The organism is Cupriavidus sp. 05N40 (genome assembly GCF_056397305.1).
Genome location: NZ_JBFTND010000079.1, coordinates 61,891 through 78,017, shown reverse-complemented (window position 1 = coordinate 78,017; position 16,127 = coordinate 61,891). Strand labels below are relative to the sequence as shown.

The 16,127-nt window shown below is 68.5% G+C and carries 17 protein-coding genes; 8 read left to right on the top strand and 9 right to left on the bottom strand.

Features of this window, described 5'->3' with window-relative positions:
• Together AC1DO7_RS19480 and AC1DO7_RS19475 are read right to left on the bottom strand one after the other, a co-directional pair.
• A partial coding sequence (locus tag AC1DO7_RS19480) for a class I SAM-dependent methyltransferase (RefSeq protein WP_477116460.1) occupies nt 1-585 on the bottom strand: 585 nt, incomplete at its 3' end.
• Between the two features lie 148 nt (nt 586-733).
• Entirely contained in the window at nt 734-1,183 is a 450-nt protein-coding gene (locus AC1DO7_RS19475; protein ID WP_441615306.1) for a PA2169 family four-helix-bundle protein, read from the bottom strand.
• Nucleotides 1,184-1,741: 558 nt separating this feature from the next.
• Here AC1DO7_RS19475 and cqsA point away from each other — a divergent pair.
• Nucleotides 1,742-3,082: an alpha-hydroxyketone-type quorum-sensing autoinducer synthase gene (gene cqsA / locus AC1DO7_RS19470; protein WP_441615304.1), complete on the top strand. Its 1,341-nt coding sequence runs from the start codon at nt 1,742-1,744 to the stop codon at nt 3,080-3,082.
• A gap of 49 nt (nt 3,083-3,131) precedes the next feature.
• Here the strand turns inward: cqsA and AC1DO7_RS19465 are convergent, their stop codons facing one another.
• The 5 genes from AC1DO7_RS19465 to nthA form a co-directional block, all read right to left on the bottom strand.
• Nucleotides 3,132-4,481 carry a sensor histidine kinase gene (locus tag AC1DO7_RS19465; RefSeq protein ID WP_441615302.1) on the bottom strand — a complete coding sequence of 450 codons (1,350 nt, stop codon included), beginning with the start codon at nt 4,479-4,481 and terminating at the stop codon, nt 3,132-3,134.
• A gap of 139 nt (nt 4,482-4,620) precedes the next feature.
• Nucleotides 4,621-5,217, bottom strand: coding sequence for a GTP cyclohydrolase II (gene ribA, locus AC1DO7_RS19460; RefSeq protein WP_441615300.1), 597 nt, complete (start codon nt 5,215-5,217; stop codon nt 4,621-4,623).
• Nucleotides 5,218-5,390: 173 nt separating this feature from the next.
• Nucleotides 5,391-5,756, bottom strand: coding sequence for a nitrile hydratase accessory protein (locus tag AC1DO7_RS19455; protein ID WP_441615436.1), 366 nt, complete (start codon nt 5,754-5,756; stop codon nt 5,391-5,393).
• Nucleotides 5,757-5,796: 40 nt separating this feature from the next.
• A complete protein-coding gene (gene nthB / locus AC1DO7_RS19450) occupies nt 5,797-6,468 on the bottom strand; it encodes a nitrile hydratase subunit beta (protein ID WP_441615298.1) in 672 nt (223 codons plus the stop codon).
• A complete protein-coding gene (gene nthA, locus AC1DO7_RS19445; RefSeq protein ID WP_441615296.1) occupies nt 6,465-7,178 on the bottom strand; it encodes a nitrile hydratase subunit alpha in 714 nt (237 codons plus the stop codon). Before nthA ends, nthB begins: the two co-directional genes overlap by 4 nt.
• Before the next feature lie 464 nt (nt 7,179-7,642).
• Here nthA and AC1DO7_RS19440 point away from each other — a divergent pair, with 464 nt between their 5' ends.
• The 7 genes from AC1DO7_RS19440 (at nt 7,643) to AC1DO7_RS19410 (ending at nt 14,659) form a co-directional block, all read left to right on the top strand.
• Complete coding sequence (locus tag AC1DO7_RS19440) at nt 7,643-8,278, top strand: type 1 glutamine amidotransferase domain-containing protein (protein ID WP_441615294.1); 636 nt, start codon at nt 7,643-7,645, stop codon at nt 8,276-8,278.
• Between the two features lie 235 nt (nt 8,279-8,513).
• A complete protein-coding gene (locus AC1DO7_RS19435; RefSeq protein ID WP_477116459.1) occupies nt 8,514-9,326 on the top strand; it encodes an STAS domain-containing protein in 813 nt (270 codons plus the stop codon).
• Between the two features lie 30 nt (nt 9,327-9,356).
• A complete protein-coding gene (locus tag AC1DO7_RS19430) occupies nt 9,357-9,710 on the top strand; it encodes an STAS domain-containing protein (protein ID WP_441615292.1) in 354 nt (117 codons plus the stop codon).
• Nucleotides 9,707-10,180 carry an anti-sigma regulatory factor gene (locus AC1DO7_RS19425; RefSeq protein ID WP_441615290.1) on the top strand — a complete coding sequence of 158 codons (474 nt, stop codon included), beginning with the start codon at nt 9,707-9,709 and terminating at the stop codon, nt 10,178-10,180. The genes AC1DO7_RS19430 and AC1DO7_RS19425 overlap by 4 nt, the downstream gene beginning before the upstream one ends.
• Before the next feature lie 12 nt (nt 10,181-10,192).
• On the top strand, nt 10,193-11,314 hold the full coding sequence (locus AC1DO7_RS19420) for an ATP-binding protein (protein ID WP_441615288.1): 1,122 nt from the start codon (nt 10,193-10,195) through the stop codon (nt 11,312-11,314).
• Complete coding sequence (locus AC1DO7_RS19415; protein ID WP_477116458.1) at nt 11,311-12,708, top strand: sensor histidine kinase; 1,398 nt, start codon at nt 11,311-11,313, stop codon at nt 12,706-12,708. The genes AC1DO7_RS19420 and AC1DO7_RS19415 overlap by 4 nt, the downstream gene beginning before the upstream one ends.
• A 7-nt stretch (nt 12,709-12,715) precedes the next feature.
• Complete coding sequence (locus AC1DO7_RS19410; protein WP_477116457.1) at nt 12,716-14,659, top strand: hybrid sensor histidine kinase/response regulator; 1,944 nt, start codon at nt 12,716-12,718, stop codon at nt 14,657-14,659.
• 395 nt (nt 14,660-15,054) lie between these two features.
• Here AC1DO7_RS19410 and AC1DO7_RS19405 read toward each other — a convergent pair whose 3' ends face one another.
• Together AC1DO7_RS19405 and AC1DO7_RS19400 are read right to left on the bottom strand one after the other, a co-directional pair.
• A complete protein-coding gene (locus AC1DO7_RS19405) occupies nt 15,055-15,519 on the bottom strand; it encodes a PRC-barrel domain-containing protein (RefSeq protein ID WP_441615282.1) in 465 nt (154 codons plus the stop codon).
• A gap of 64 nt (nt 15,520-15,583) precedes the next feature.
• Entirely contained in the window at nt 15,584-15,892 is a 309-nt protein-coding gene (locus AC1DO7_RS19400) for a hypothetical protein (protein ID WP_441615281.1), read from the bottom strand.
• Between the last annotated feature and the right edge of the window lie 235 nt (nt 15,893-16,127).

The window sequence follows — 16,127 nt, the reverse complement described above, 5'->3', positions numbered from 1 at the left end:
GGCAATGCAGGGCAGGCCCGTGTGTTTCTCCAGCAGCGCATGGGCACGCTCGGGCGGCACCCGGCGCCCGGCGAAGGGATGACGCCAGTGACACGCCAGCAGCAGGCCGCCGTGTACCAGCGAGCGCCGTACACGCCGGCCCAGCTTGGCTACCTGATCTTCCGGCAGGTAGTAAGCCAGCTCGCTGATCACGATCAGCTCGAAGCTGGCGCGCGGCCACGCCTCGGGCACGGTGAGCTGCATCACGCGCACATTGGGAATGCCGGCTAGTCGCTGGCGCGCGGCCTCCACGGCGCGCGGATGCATGTCGGCCGCCAGCAGGCTGTCGCAGCGGCGCGCCAGCGCCGCGCACAGTTCGCCATTGCCGCAACCGGGCTCGAAGGCGCAGCGGTAGCGCTTCCGGTCCAGCATGGCCAGCATCAGGCCACGCTTGCGCGCCTCGTACCAGCTCGTGCGGTAAGACCAGGGATCGTCGCTGCTGGCATAGAGCGCATCGAAGTATGTGCCCATGTCCTGCGGCGCGGCTACGGGATCCGGGGCTTCGCCCGGGGATTCGCTGTCGATGACAACAAGAGGCGGCTTCATGATGCGGCACCATCGCGCAAGCCGGTCTCCCGATCCCCGGCGTCGGCACGAAGGTAAGCAGGCGTGGCCACGGTCAGCCCGAGGGTTCGGCGCAAAGGTCCAGGCCCGCAGGTTCCGGCTTCGCGCCGGCCTGCGGGAAGCCCGTGCTTCAGGCCGCGCGATAGCGGTTGCGCAGGTCGCGGATCAGGTCGTGGTTGCGCAGCACGCCCTGATACTGGCGCTCCACCAGCGCACGGATATCGAAGCCCAGTTCGCTTTCCTGCAGCGCATCCGCGTATTTCTTCTTGGCCACATCTTCGCCCTTCTCGGTTTCCTCGAGGATGGCGAGGTCGCTGCGGTCCGCTACGGCCGTGCGCAGGCTGACCCAGCCGCGATGCAGCGCGCCCGCCACGCTGCCGTGATCCTCGGGCTTGCCGCCCAGTGCCGCCACCTGGGCCTGCAGTTCGGCCACCGCGCCGGCGATCTCGCTCGCGCGCCCGGAGAACAGCGACTTCAGTTCGGGGTTCTGCGCGTCTTCCGCTGCCTTGCGGAACCCTTGCTCGCCATCGCGCGACACCTCGATCAGGTCGTTGAGTACGGAAATGTTCTTTTCAGCCATGTCAGCTCCTCGGAGGGATTCGTGTTCGACAGAAGCATGACGCCGCGGGGACGTCATACGGCTACCTGTGGATAACGCTGGCTCGGCTGCGGGGCGGCGATGCCCCTTGCCCAGCACCCCTTCAAGATAAAGGACACCGCGCGACGGCGGCTGTAGGGCGCCCCCCGGAAACGTTGTCGGCGCACGCCTACAGCGCTGCGCCGCAACGACGTTCCCGCGCACATGCGGGACGAGACCTGCTGTGGCCCGCGATGTCCGCTGCGAGTCAGCCGGGTCCTGCGGCACGGCCCCGGCCGTCACGCGCGGCGTTGTTTTTGTGGCGTCTCAAACACTTTTTGCGCTTATCCCGTCACAACTGACCGCAAGCGGACAGGCGAATTCCCCGCCACACGGCAGAATAGCCTTGTCGGCGCAACACGCAATTTGCCACRGGCACCCTGATTCACTCCAGACCAACATTGCGAACAATGGGTACGGACAGCGCGCCTGCGTTGCAACGACTCTCGCCGGCCGTTTTGCGGCCGGTTTTTTCGTCGGAGTGCTTCCTTGGGGAATGTAATGATCAAAACGGATACGAACTGCCTGGAACTGGATCGCAACGCGGGTCAAGCCGCAACCTCGCCTGCGGCGCCTGCCGCGGCATGGCCGGACTTCATCACCTCGCGCGTCGCGGGGCACGAAGTGGAGCGGGTACAGAAACGCTGGGGCGGCAGCCATCTGTTGCACGGCAGGCAGCCCGGTCCCGACGCGGTGCACTTTTCCAGCAACGACTATCTCAGCCTGCTTGGCGAGCAGGAACTGGTCATGGCCCAGGTTACCGCGATGCGCGGGCCGGAAAGCGAGCTGCTGATGTCCGCGGTCTTCCAGTACGGCGACAATCCGACCAGCCGCCTGGAGCGCAAGCTGGCGGCATTCTCCGGTGCCGAGGCCAGTATCCTCTGCCAGTCCGGCTGGGCCGCCAATGTGGGCCTGCTGCAAAGCATCGCCAACGAGCGCACGCCCGTCTACCTCGACATGCTGGCCCATATGTCCTTGTGGGAAGGCGCCCACGCGGCGCGCGCGCGTGCCGTGCCCTTCATGCACAACGATGCCGAGCACGCGGAACGGCAGATCCGCAAGGAAGGGCCCGGCGTCATCGTGGTGGACTCGGTGTACAGCACCAACGGCAGCTTGTGCCCGCTGACCGATTTCGTCGAAGTGGCCGAGCGCACCGGCAGCGTGCTGGTGGTCGACGAATCCCATTCGCTGGGAACRCACGGCCCCGGCGGAGCCGGCCTGGTGGCGCAGCTCGGCCTGTCGCAGCGGGTTCACTTCCAGACCGCCAGCCTGGCCAAGGCCTTCGGCGGCCGCGCCGGCCTGGTTACCTGCCCCGCTTCGTTCAAGGGCTACTTCGCCGCGGAATCGCGGCCCGCGATCTTCAGCTCGGGGCTGCTGCACCATGAGCTGGCCTGGTTCGACGCCGCCGCGGATTTCATCGTCACCGCCGACGACCGCCGCGCCCGCCTGCATGCCATCTCCGCCCAGGTGCGCGGCGCGCTTGCCGAGTTGGGTTACAACGTCTCGGCCGGCTCGGAGCAGATCATCGCGCTGGAGTCGGGCACCGAGGAGCAGACCCTGGTGCTGCGCGACGCCTTGCAGTCGCGCGGGATCTTCGGCGCCGTCTTCTGCGCGCCGGCCACGGCACGAGATCGCGCACTGATGCGGCTGACCATGAATGCGTGCCTGACCGCGGTGGAAACCGAAAGGCTGATCCAGGTCTGCGCCGAGATCCGCGACGAAGTGAACCTGGCTGGCTGGCGATCGAGCCAGCGCCGCCAGCGCACGCCGCTGGCAAGGCCGGCGGCGCCGAAGCATGCCGTGGCCCGCGCAGCGCTGGAAATGGCGGGTAGCGAGGCCTGAGCGGCGCGGCCGTTCACCCGCTGCCACGGGTGCGCGGCCAGGCAATATGTCAGCCCGGCGCGCCGGCGCCTTCAGGCTGGGGCGCGATCAGCGGAAACTCCAGCACGAACTCGGTGTGGGCGTGCTCGATCGAGTTGCAGTGGATACGGCCGCCCCAGGCCTCCAGCGTTTCCTTGCAGAACGCCAGGCCGATGCCGGTGCCTTCGTTGCGCGGATACGTATGGAAGCGCTTGAAGATGGACGACAGCTCCCGCTCCGGGATTCCGGTGCCGGTATCGCGAAAGACCAGGCGGTTGCGCCGTGCACCCTGCTCAAGGCGCAGCCGGATCTCGCCATGACCGGCTCGCGCCAGCGCGTGCAAGGCATTCTTGATCAGGTTGAACAGCACCATGACCAGCAGCTTCTGCTCCGCGCGCACGAGGAAATCGTCGTCCAGGTCCGCCAGCACGAGTTCGCGCTGCCCCGCCTCGAACGGGTAGCGGCTGAGCGCCTCGCGCACGGCCAGGGCCATCGGGAACGGATCTCCGGGCTCCCGGTCCGCGCCGCCGCGCGCGTTGATGAGCAGCACGTCGATGCCATGGTTCATGCGCTCGACCTCGAGCTGGATTCGCGGCAAGGCATCCTTGAGCAGGCCGAAATGCGCGCGCGGCAGGTTCAGCGAGTTTTCCGGCGTCTCGTTTTCTTCATAGAAGCGGATCAGGCCGGGCAGGTATCGCCCCATGCCCAGCGCGGTCGATCCGATGCTGCGGATCGGCGTGCGCAGTTCATGCGCCACGGTGCCCAGCGCGATCGCCATGCCGTCGAGCTTTTCCTGGATCAGGATGCGCTGGTCGATCTTGAGGACGGCGATGGTGCAGATGGTGAACCCGATGATGGGCAGCTCCACCGGCCAGTTCACCGCCAGCAGCCCCGCCGGCGGCGGCGTCACGTAGTTGTAGACCAGCCAGGCGGCCGCCGTGCCCACGCCCAGCGAGGCGGCACCCCCCACCCAGCCGCTGAAGTTGAACAGGATGATCACCGCGATCACGAGCGACTGCGACCAGACCAGGTTGCCGTGGTTCATCAGGTACAGATAAACGAAGACAAACGACAGGCAATAGGTCAGCGTGACGAGGAAATAGGCAGGAAGCCATTTCCTGTCGCGCAGGTCCCGCGTCACGATCAGTGGCAGGCACATCAGCATGGCCACCAGGCGCAGGGTCAGGCTCTCGTACGGCTGCGGGAACCAGAACGTCCAGACCAGGTAGAACACGGGAAAGCCGATGAACGCCAGCCATCCCAGCAGCCGGATGCGCTTGATCTGGGCCGGCTGGCGGATATCGAGATGAACTTCCCGGGCAAGCACCCGGCGAAGGCGCACCGCACCTTCACCGCAACTGCGTTGAATCTGGGCAAGCATGTTCCAAACCGGCTGGTGGTGGCGTCGATACGCCAGTGTATCCGGATACGCCGGGAGGCCGGCTGATTTTGTGCTCTTTTCGCAGCTTGGCGTTGCGATGGGCGGGCCAGCCGGTCCCGCCGCACCACGGTCTCAGGGCTCAGTCCAGCAGATGCCCCATCCGCACGCGCTTGGTGGCCAGGTACTTCTCGTTCTCGGCATTCGACGGGATGATGTGGCGCATCTGCTCTACCACCGTGATGCCGGCGGCTTCGAGCGCCAGTTTCTTCTTCGGGTTGTTGCTCATCAGCCGGATCGACTTCACGCCCCACTGGTGCAGCAGATCGGCCGCAAAAGCGTAGTTGCGGGCGTCGATTTCCTGGCCCAGGGCCAGGTTGGCGTCAACGGTATCCAGGCCTTCGTCCTGCAGCGCATAGGCGCGGATCTTGTGGCCCAGGCCGATGCCGCGCCCTTCCTGGCCGCGCAGGTACAGCAGGATGCCGCGGCCCTCCTCGGCGATCTTCTCCATCGCGAGTTCGAGCTGCTCGCCGCAGTCGCAGCGGCAGGAGCCGAACACGTCGCCGGTCAGGCACTCCGAGTGCAGGCGGGTCAGCACGCCCTCGCCGGTGATATCGCCGACGCTCAGCGCCAGGTGTTCGATGCCCGAAACGGCGCCCTTGAATGCATGGGCGGTGAATTTGCCGAAGCGGGTCGGCAGGCGGGCCGAGCCGATCAGCTCGATTTCTGTGTCATTCATGTCAGTCGGTAGTGGCGCCACCCTTGCCGGCAGGGCAACGGGGCGCGCTTTGGCAGCGTCTAGCCCGCTAAGGTAGCACGAGCGGGGCCGGATCGCAGGGACGCTGGCGCGGGCACGGGGCGAGCAGGGTTTCCGGCAGGCTTCCAATGACTCAAAAGTTTATCATGAGACACTTAACTGTCGGCCTGGCCGCCGTCCTTTCCATCCAGCTCGATCGGCTGCCCATGCGGCGTACGGCGTGCCGCCGCCGCCCATGCCGCGCGCCGGTCCAGCAGCGCATCGGTCCCCACCAGGCCCTTGGCCGTGCTGAGGCGTTCAAGCGCAGTCAGCCAGAAACGGTAGTAGTGCTCGCCGTTGTCCGGGTCGCCCGCGGCCTGCGCTTCGCGGATCACCTGCGACAGGATGGCGGCCCATTCAGGCCAGGTAAAGGCGCCGCGCTCGTGCAGGGCAAGCGCCATGGCAAAGGCCTGTGCCTCCCAGGGCTCGCGGAAGACCGGGCCGGTGCTGTCGCAAGGCAGGGCCGGCAGCGCGGCGCGCATGGCCTGCAGCCTGTCGGGCGTGAAACCGGCGGCGACAGCCTCAGCCATGAGCCACCTCCACCGCTTCGAGATAGGGCTCCCAGCAATCCACGCTGACCGAGGATGCGGTCGTATCCGGGCCCCAGAGTTCGGCGGCGTCGAAGCGCACGGTGTAGAGCCATTGCGGCTGCTCGCCGGCGCCCGTGGCGCTGGCGTCGGGAAAGACATGGGCACCATGGACCGCCACGATCTCGCCCTGGCGCCCGCGGCAATAGCGCGGCAGGCGGGTGTGGCCGGGCGGATGCATCATGCGGGCGCGCACGCGCTGGCCGGGCCGGAAGCGCGCCTCGCCGCAGGCCGGCCGCGCGCTCGGTGAACCGCGCGCGAGCGCGCCGCTTACCTGATCCGCTGCCAGCACGCGCGCCAGCGCCACCGGTGGCGTGGCGCAATGGCCGCTGGCGATTTCCTCCGCGCTGGCCAGGCCCGTCTTCAGGAGCAGGGCCTTGAGCCCTTCGAACCAGATCTGGTAATAGCTGCTGCCGAGGTACTGCGCGGGCGGCAGGCTCTCGCGGGCCGCGCGGGACGTGTCGATATTCCACTGGCCGGTCGCGCCCATCGCCAGCGTCAGCGCCAGCACGCGGCGCTCCCACTCGGCGTGGAAGGGCGGCTCGCCGGCTTCGGGGCGGACCGGGCCGAAACCCTGCATGCCGCCCAGATCTTGCGCGCCATTCATTGCGATACCTCCGCGCCGGCCGTGGCCGGGACGCCCACGTCGGGCAGCAGGCCAGTGCCGATCATGGCGTCGCGCGTGACCAGGTCCGCCAGCGCCTGCTCGCTCCAGCCATCGGTGCCGGCCGGGCGCATCGGCAGCACCAGGTAGCGCAGCTCTGCGGTGGAATCCCACACCTGGATCTTCACCGCGTCCGGCAGCGTAAAGCCGAAGTCGCGCAGTACGCCGCGCGGGTCGATCACGGCGCGCGCGCGGTATGGCGCGGACTTGTACCAGACAGGCGGCAGCCCGAGTACCGGCCAGGGATAGCAGGAACACAGGGTGCAGACCACCATATTGTGGACGGCGGGCGTGTTCTCCAGCACCAGCATGTGCTCGCCCTGGCGGCCGCTGAAACCGAGCGATGCGATGGCGGCGGTGGCATCCGCCAGCAGCCATGCCTTGTAAGCGGGATCGGCCCACGCCCTGGCCACCACGCGCGCGCCGTTGCGGGGGCCGATGCGCTGCTCGTAGGTCTCGATCAGCAGGTCCAGCGCGGCCGGGTCGACGTAGCCTTTTTCGACCAGCAGCGATTCCAGCGCGCGCACGCGCAGGTCCATGTCCGAAAGCGTGCTGCCGCCATGGTCGTGGCCATGATGATCGTGCCCATGGCCGTGATCGTGCGGGTCGTGCCGCGGGGGATTGCCGGACGGGCCGGAAGGATCGGAAGGCATCGGCGTCGGGGGTGGGCTGGCGTGGCGACAAGCGTCGCAAGTGCTCAGTATGGCCACGCCGGCGTCGCTTGGCAATTGGCCGCCAGCGTCTGCCAGCCGCGCTCCGGCACGGTCCGGCAAGCGCATGGCCGGTCGGCCAGACACCGCCGTGCGCCGCTTGCCAAGCGCCGGCGGGGCATGGTTATTGCCACTCCCCAAGGCATGCCGGGCGCGCGCTGCCCGTGTTGTCAGGAGTCAAGCCAGGCGCGCAGGCGCACTGGGGCAAAGCCGCGCGCAAGTCAGCCGGCGCCTGGCTGCGGGCAGGCCGCACATGCCGGTTTTACACGCGCACGCCAAAGCTACACGGTGGCCAGGCGGCGGACCATGCTGCCGCCCTGCCCCTGCCGCGCGGATTCTTTCCGTCCCGTTTTTCCCTTTTCCCCGTAGTGCCGGCCTCTCCGGCCGGCCGAAGCCAGGAGTTGCACATGAATCAGGATCGTCCCCACATGCCTCACACCGACCATAGCCCCACCGAACTGGCCGGCAAGCGCGTCGCGCTGCTGGTCACCGACATGTTCGAGCAGGTCGAGCTCACCGGCCCGCGCCAGGCGCTGCAGCAGGCGGGCGCCACCACGGTGATCGTGGCCCCGCAGGCCGGCCAGGTCCAGGGCGCCCATCACGACAGCAAGGCCGACCGCTTCGACGTGCAGGCCGTCCTGTCCGACGCCCGCCCCGAGGAATTCGACGCCGTCATGCTGCCCGGCGGGGTCATGAACGCCGACACGCTGCGCACCAACGCCGAGGCACAACGCTTCGTCAGGCGAATCCAGGACGACGGCAAGCCGGTGGCAGTGATCTGCCACGGCGCGTGGCTGCTGGTATCGGCGGGCATGGTCAGGGGGCGCACCCTGACCAGCTGGCCTTCGCTGGCCGACGACATCCGCAATGCCGGCGGCGAATGGGTGGACCGCGAAGTCGTACGCGACGGCAACTGGGTCAGCAGCCGCAAGCCCGACGACATTCCTGCCTTCAACCGCGAAATGGTAGCGCTGTTCAGTGCCGGCGCGGGCGCGGGCGCTGGCCAGGACAATGGCGCCCCGCGGCGCCGGCAGGCCATGTAGGACAGCGCCGGCAGCGCGCTGACGGCACCGTCCTACAAGCGGGCACGGCTTTTGCGCGATACGGCTGCCACRCGGAGCGGCGCCGGGCGGCGGGGACTCCACCCGCCACCCGCAGCCCGTTGCTGACAAGGACCAACCATCGTCAACCGCATCCCAGGGGAAAATCGTGGCGCACACGCTGCATGCAGAATCTACCGATCCGAGCCCGGACTTTCTTGTAGTTTTTACAAACGAGATGGACCAGTTGCTGGATGAATGGGTCGGACTGCAACTGGCAGAGCCCGGTGGGCAGCGCCTGTCCGCAGCCGATCTGCGGGACCAGGCCCAGCGCTTCCTGCACGGCTTGCGCGAAGCGCTGCGGGCCGGCGCCGCACCCGACCTGGAGACGCCGGCGTGGGAGCGCGTGCGCGGCGTGCTGGCCGACATCTCGCGCCGCCGCGCGCGCGAAGGCTTTTCGGCAGCGGATACCGCTACCTTCGTGTTCTCGCTCAAGCAGCCGGTGTTCGTGCGGCTGCGCAAGGCGCTGGCGAACAGCCCCGCGCAACTGGCGGATCAGACCTGGGCGGTCAGCGCCCTGCTCGACAAGCTCGGGCTTTACACCACCACGCTCTACCAGAACAGCCGCGAGGAGGTCATCGCGCGCCAGCAACGCGAGCTGATGGAACTCTCCACCCCTGTGGTCCAGCTGTGGGATGACATCCTGGCCCTGCCGCTGATCGGCACGCTGGACAGCGCGCGCACGCAGACCGTGATGGAAAGCCTGCTGCAGAAGATCGTGGAGTCCGGCGCATCGATTGCCATCATCGACATCACCGGCGTGCCGACCGTGGACACCCTGGTCGCGCAGCATCTGCTCAAGACCGTGGCCGCAGCGCGCCTGATGGGTGCGGACTGCATCATCAGCGGCATCCGCCCRCAGATCGCGCAGACCATCGTCCACCTGGGCGTGGACCTCGCCAACGTGACCACCAAGGCAACCCTGGCAGATGCATTCCAGGTGGCCCTCAAGCGGACCGGCGGCTCGATCGGCAGCGCCGGGTCGCACTAGCCAACGCACGCACAAGGACCGACACGCGATATGGAGCGCATTCCAATCCTCCGCATGGGACGCCTGCTGCTGGTGACGATCCAGGTGGACATGCACGACAGGCTGGCCCTGACCCTGCAGGAAGACCTGTCCGAGCGCATTGTCAAGGAGCGCGCCAAGGGCGTGCTGATCGACATCTCCGCGCTGGACCTGGTCGATTCCTTCATCGGCCGCATGATTGGCAATACCGCCGCCATCGCGCGGGTGCTGGATGCCGAGACCGTCGTGGTCGGCATGCAGCCCGCGGTGGCGATCACCCTGGTCGAACTGGGGGTCACGCTGGACGGGGTGCGCACGGCGCTGAACGTCGAGCGCGGCATGACCCTGCTGCAGGCGGACGCATGAACCGCTATGACGGCGCCATCGCTGCGCAGTCCTCGTGGCTGCACCACGCCGCGCCGGACACCGGAGGCGTCGCGCCGCAGCAGGTTGCGCTGCAGTCGAGCGAGGACGTGGTGCGCCTGCGCAAGCTGGTGCGCGACCTGGCCGTGGCGCAGGGCATGAGCCTGGTGGACCAGACCAAGCTGGTCACGGCGGCGAGCGAGCTGGCGCGCAACACCGTGATCCACGGTGGCGGCGGGCACGCGGAAATCGCCACCGTGGCTGCCAGCGGACGGCGCGGCGTGCAGTTGCGCTTCGTCGACCAGGGGCCGGGCATCGCCGACGTGCAGGAGGCGCTGCGCGACGGCTTTACCACCGGCAACGGCATGGGCCTCGGCCTGGGCGGCGCGCGCAGGCTGTCCGACGCCTTCGATATCGTGACCGCGCCCGGCCAGGGAACAACCGTGACGATCGCCCGCTATGGCGCGTTCTGACGCTGGAACGAAATGATGCAGATCCGAGCCTTGATCCAGGAAGCGAGCCATGTCGCCGAAGCGCGTCGCACGGTGACGGAGCTCGCCATCCGCTGCGGCTTCGGCGAGGTGGCCACCGGCCGCCTGGCCATCGCGGTGTCCGAGGCCGCCACCAATATCCTGAAGTACGGCACGGAGGGCGAACTGCTCATCCGCGCCTTGCAGGAAGAGGCGACGGGACCGGCCGCCCCGCAGGTCGAAGTCATCGCCATCGACCGCGGACCCGGCATGGCCGACCTCGGCGCCAGCCTGCGCGACGGCTTCTCGACCACCGGCACGGCAGGCAACGGGCTGGGTGCGATGGGCCGGCTTGCCACGGCATTCGACATCTACAGCGCACCCGGCAAAGGCACCGTCCTGCGCATGACGCTCGCGCCGTCGGACCGGCCGGTCGAGCCTGCACTGCCGGCGGTGTCGGTGGGCGCGGTTTGCGTGCCGATGACCGGCGAAACGGAATGCGGCGACGGCTGGCATGCCAGTTCGGCGCGCGCCTTGTCGAGCCTGGTGGTGGCCGACGGCCTGGGCCACGGACCCGACGCCGCGCGCGCGGCCGAGGCCGCCAAGCGGGTTGCCGCGGCGCACGCCTTCGTGGCACCCGCCGTGCTGATCGGGCACGCGCATGCCGCGCTGCGCGCCACGCGCGGTGCGGCCGTGGCGGTAGCCCGCATCGATTCCGACCCCGGCAGCGTGCGTTTTGCCGGCATCGGCAATATTTCCGCCTGCGTGTATTCGCCCGGCGCGCTCGGCGGCTCCGGCAACCGGCGGCAGCTGATCTCCCACAATGGCATCGTCGGCTATATCATGCGCAAGGTCACCGAGGTGGAGGCGCCGTGGCCGGCCGAGACCTTGCTCGTCCTCCATAGCGACGGCCTGGGCTCGCACTGGGACCTGGATAATTACCCGGGCCTGCATGCGCGCCACCCTGCCGTCGTGGCGGCGGTGCTGTACCGCGATTTCGCGCGCGGGCATGACGATGTCACCGTGATCGTGTGCAAGCGCAGCAGCGAATGCCAGTCGTATGCCCCGCGCGTGCAGGACGCCGCCGGGGATGGCGCCCGAGCGGTGCCTGACGCTGGCGAGGGAGCCCGGTCATGAGACTGCCCCTCTTCCAGCTGGTCCTGCGCGCCGATACCGATGTGGTGCTGGCGCGCCAGGCCGCGCGCAGCGCCGCGGCCACACTGGGCTTCTCGGCCATCGAGCAGACCGCGATCGCCACCACCGTATCCGAACTGGCGCGCCTGCTGCTTTCCATGGACGGGCCACGCACCCTGTGCGCGCGCTTGATCCGCGGCGAAGGCAGGGAGCACGCCGAGCGCGAACTGGCCATCACCGTCGACGYCGCGCCCGCCGCGATCGCCACGCTGGCGCGCATGCTGCGCGGCGAAGTCGCTCCCGGCGACCCCTCGGCGCAGGCGCTGCTCCATGCGGTCGCCCTGGCCGACAGCTGGTCGCTGGAAGAGGAAGGCACGGCCCGGGAACGCCTGGCGATCCACCGGCGCCTGCCGGCGAGCGCGCCGGAATCGGCGCCGGCGGCGCTGGCCGCGCTGTCCGAGCGCTGCCTGGACCGCGCCCCCGACCTGATCTTGAGCGAGCTGCGCGAGCAGAACCGTGAGCTGGCCGGCACCCTGCACGAACTCGCGGCGCGCCAGCGCGAGCTGGAGCTGCTTGCCAACGAACTGGCCGATACCAACCGCGGCGTGGTGGCGCTGTATGCCGAACTCGATGACCGCGCGGACCGCCTGCGCGTGGCGGACGAAACCAAGAGCCGCTTCTTGTCCAACGTCAGCCACGAGCTGCGCACGCCGCTGAGCTCCATCCGTGCGCTGTCCGGCCTGCTGCTCGACCAGACCGACGGACCGCTCAACGCCGAGCAGGTGCACCAGGTGACCATGGTGCGGCACGCCGCGGAATCGCTGGCCCAACTGGTGGACGACCTGCTCGACCTGGCCAAGATCGCTTCGGGCAAGACCGAGCTGAGCCTGTCGGATTTCACGCTGGACAATACCTTCAGCGCGCTGCGCGGCATGATGCGCCCGCTCCAGCACAGCGCCGAGGTCGAGCTGATGATCAGTGCCGTCGACCATATCCCGCCGCTGCATACCGACGAAGGCAAGCTCGCGCAGATCCTGCGCAACTTCGTCTCCAACGCGCTCAAGTACACCGAGCACGGCGAGGTCCGCGTCGGCGCGCAGTACCTGCCCGCCACCGACCAGCTGGTGGTGACGGTGGCCGATACCGGCATCGGCATCGCGCCCGGGCACCTGCCGGTGGTGTTCGAGGAATTCACGCAGATCGCCAACCCCCTGCAGCACCGCGTCAAGGGCACAGGCCTCGGCCTGCCGCTGTGCCGCCAGCTTGCCGACCTTCTGCACGGGAAGATCCATGTCCAGAGCGAGGTGGGCAAGGGATCCATCTTCACGCTGATGATCCCCGCCCATTGTCCCGCCCGAGCGCGCCCGGCCGCTGCGTCCGACGCCCAACATCGTTGAGTTCGCCATGAACATCCCACTACGCCAAGACGCCCCCGCGCGACCCCTGATCCTCAACGTCGACGACAGCGACGGACCCCGCTACGTGAAGGGCCGCATCCTGCGGCGTGCCGGCTTCTCCGTACTGGATGCGGCCAGCGGCCAGGCCGCRCTCTCCCTGGTGCGCCAGCACGCGCCGGACCTGGTGCTGCTGGATGTGAAGCTGCCCGATATCGACGGGCTCGAAGTGTGCCGGCTGATCAAGAGCGATCCCGAGACGGCCGCGACGCTGGTGCTGCAGACATCGGCCGCGCTGACCGAATCGCGCCACCGCGTGCAGGCGCTCGATGGCGGTGCCGACAGCTTCCTGATCGAGCCGGTGGAAGCCGAAGAGCTGGTGTCGAGCATCAACGCSCTGYTGCGCATGCGCAAGGCCGAGGAGGAAGCCCGGCAGACGTCGCGCGCATTGCGCGAGAGCGAGGAACTGCTGCGCCAGCTCGCCGATAACCTGTCCGACGTGCTGTGGATCCTCGACCCGGCCGAACCCGAGTTCCTCTTCATCAGCCCGTCCTTCGCGCAACTGTGGGACCGGCCGGTGGATGAGCTCAGGCGCAGCCCGCTTCGCTGGCTCGACTGGGTGGACCCCGGCGAACGCACGCGCRTGGCGCAAGCCTTCGACGCCATGATGAAGAACGGCCACATGGATGCCGAGTTCCAGGTGATCCGCGGCGACGGCGAAATACGCGAGGTCCGCGCGCGCGCCTTTCCCGTCTCCGACACGGGCGGCAACTTCTACCGCGTGGCGGGCATCTACCAGGACATCACCCGCCAGAAGCGCGCCGAACGCATGCTGCTGGAGGAAGATCGCCGCAAGGACGAGTTCCTCGCCATGCTGGCGCATGAACTGCGCAATCCGCTCGCGCCGATGCGCAGCGCCGCCGACCTGCTGATGCACTGCGCTCCCTCGCGCGAAGACAGCTTCAAGGCGCGCGACATCATCGCCCGCCAGCTCCACCACCTGACGCGGCTGGTGGACGACCTGCTCGACATCGCCCGCTTCACGCAGGGCCGCATCGTGCTGCGCGACGACCTGGTGGAGCTGCGCACCGCGCTCAGCACCGCAGTGGAAGCCGTGCGTCCGCTGATCGAATCGCGCAGCCACACGCTGCGCCTGAGCGTGCCGGAAGGGCCCATGCCGGTGCGCGGCGACCTGGTGCGGCTGACCCAGATCTTCAGCAACCTGCTGCACAACGCCGCGCGCTACACCCAGCCCGGCGGCCAGCTCGCGGTCGAAGTCACCAACGACGGCAAGCTGCTGACCGTCAAGGTGCTGGACAACGGTCCGGGCCTCTCGCCCCAGGCCCTGCAGGCCGTCTTCGACCCCGCCACCGCGCACCACGGCGACAAGACCGGCCCCGGCGGCCAGGAAGGCATGGGCATCGGCCTGTCGCTGGTACAGAAACTGGTGAAGCTGCACGGCGGCAGCGTGCATGCCGAAAGCGCCGGCCCCGCGCTGGGCTGCGCCTTCGTGGTCACTCTGCCGGCCCAGCCCTGGCAAAGCTGGAAGCCGGCCACGGGTACGTCGAGGCCGGCACCCGGCGTGCCACGCACGGTGATGGTGGTGGACGACAACATTGACGCACTGGAAGCCATTGCCCTGACGCTCGAAGCCATGGGGCATACCGTGATCACCGCGATCGACGGCCCCGCCGCCATCGTGCGCGCGGTCAAGGCGCAACCCGATGTCATCTTGCYGGACCTCGGCATGCCGGCCATGGACGGTTTCGAGATCGCCCAGCGCCTGCGCGCCATTCCGGAGCTGCAGCACGTGCGCCTGGTGGCGCTGACCGGCTACAGCCAGCCCGCCGACCGCCAGCGGACCAGCGAAGCCGGCTTCGACCGCCACCTGGTCAAGCCGGTCGACCTGGATGCGCTATCGAAGATTCTCGACGAGCTGGGCGAGACGGCCTGACGGCCGCTGCCCGGCGCGAACCTGGAGACAATGATGGAAATACGGCTTCACACTACCCCCGAACCCGACCAGGCGCCGCCGCGGCCTGATATCCAGCCGCCGGCAGTCCCGGATCCCGACCCGCCCACGCCGGTCAACGACCCGCCGCCGGGCGACCTGCCACCGCCGCCCCCGCAGCGGGCCCGGGCCGGCGGGTAGCTGGCTGGCAGCGGCAATCCGTCCGGGCGAAGGGTTGCTCCCTTCGCCCATGGAATGGCGCGGGGCCGGGGCAGGCGCGCCCTGTCCGCGGGCCATCGCGACAAGAAAACGGGGAGCTATCGCTCCCCATCTCTCGGCCATCTCCCGGCCGTGTTCCGGCCATGTTCCGGCCGTCTTCCGGCCTCCTCACGCAATCGCTACCGCCCCACCCAGGGATCGTAATGGTCGGCTTCCCAGTACGGCGAGGCCCCGTAGTACTCATGGATGCTGGTGGCCCATTGCGAATCCGCCATGGTCGGCCAGTGTTCCTTGTCGAAGCCTGGCGCGGCCTTGAGCTTTTCCTTGTCTACGCCGAGCACGAAGCATTTGCGCCGGGTGTCCAGCGTGAGCGCGGACCAGGGCAGCGCGAACAGTTTCCCGCCGATGCCGAGGAAGCCGCCGAACGACAGCACCGCGTAGGCCACGCGCCCGCCACGCACGTCGATCATGATGTGGTCGATGGTGCCGAGATCATCCCCGGCGGGGCCGATCACATTGTTGCCCTCCAGCGTGTCGGCGGCCATGACGAAGGGGCCGGGGCCGGTGCGGTCGGCCGGTAGTTCGCCGACGATGGCGGCGCCCGGGACGGGCGTGCCGGAACGGTTGGTTTCGATGGGATTCATCGGTCAGTTCTCCTGGATCATCAAGTGCGTCCTGCCGGCATGGCTGGCGTCAATGCGTATCGGGTCAATGCTTATCCGTCTTGCCCTTGCGATGCGCCGCAGGCTTGGCGCCGGCAGGCTGGTGTTCGCTGCCGGGCGTGAGGTGCCAGTCCTTGTCGTCACGCGGCGTGCTTGTCTGCTTCTCGGCGTGCATGGCCGCGCTGGGCGAAATGGGATCGCTGGCGGGAAAGGTCATGTCCAGCGATTCGTCCACCGCTTGCTGGTAGGTGGCCGGCTGCTTGTTCTCCTCGTCCTTGCCGGCAGCGCTCGCGCCGCGGGCATGGCCGTGGCGCTTGCCGGGCTTGGCGTGTTCCTTGTGGCTGGCCTTGTGCATGGTCGCTCCTCGATCAGGATTCGGAAATGCATGTCTTCATGCAAGCGGCGGGCCAAGCGGGAGGACAACCGGGACGACGGTCGGGACACACCCGGGAATGTGCTGGAATCGAAGGGGAAACGCGGCGCAAAAGCAAAGGAGCGAGCGAAGTGCGCGGCGTCGCTGCATGCCGGGGCGCCGGCTGGGCGCACCCGCCTGCAAGCACAGCCGCCGTGCACTTTATGCCGTAACCGGT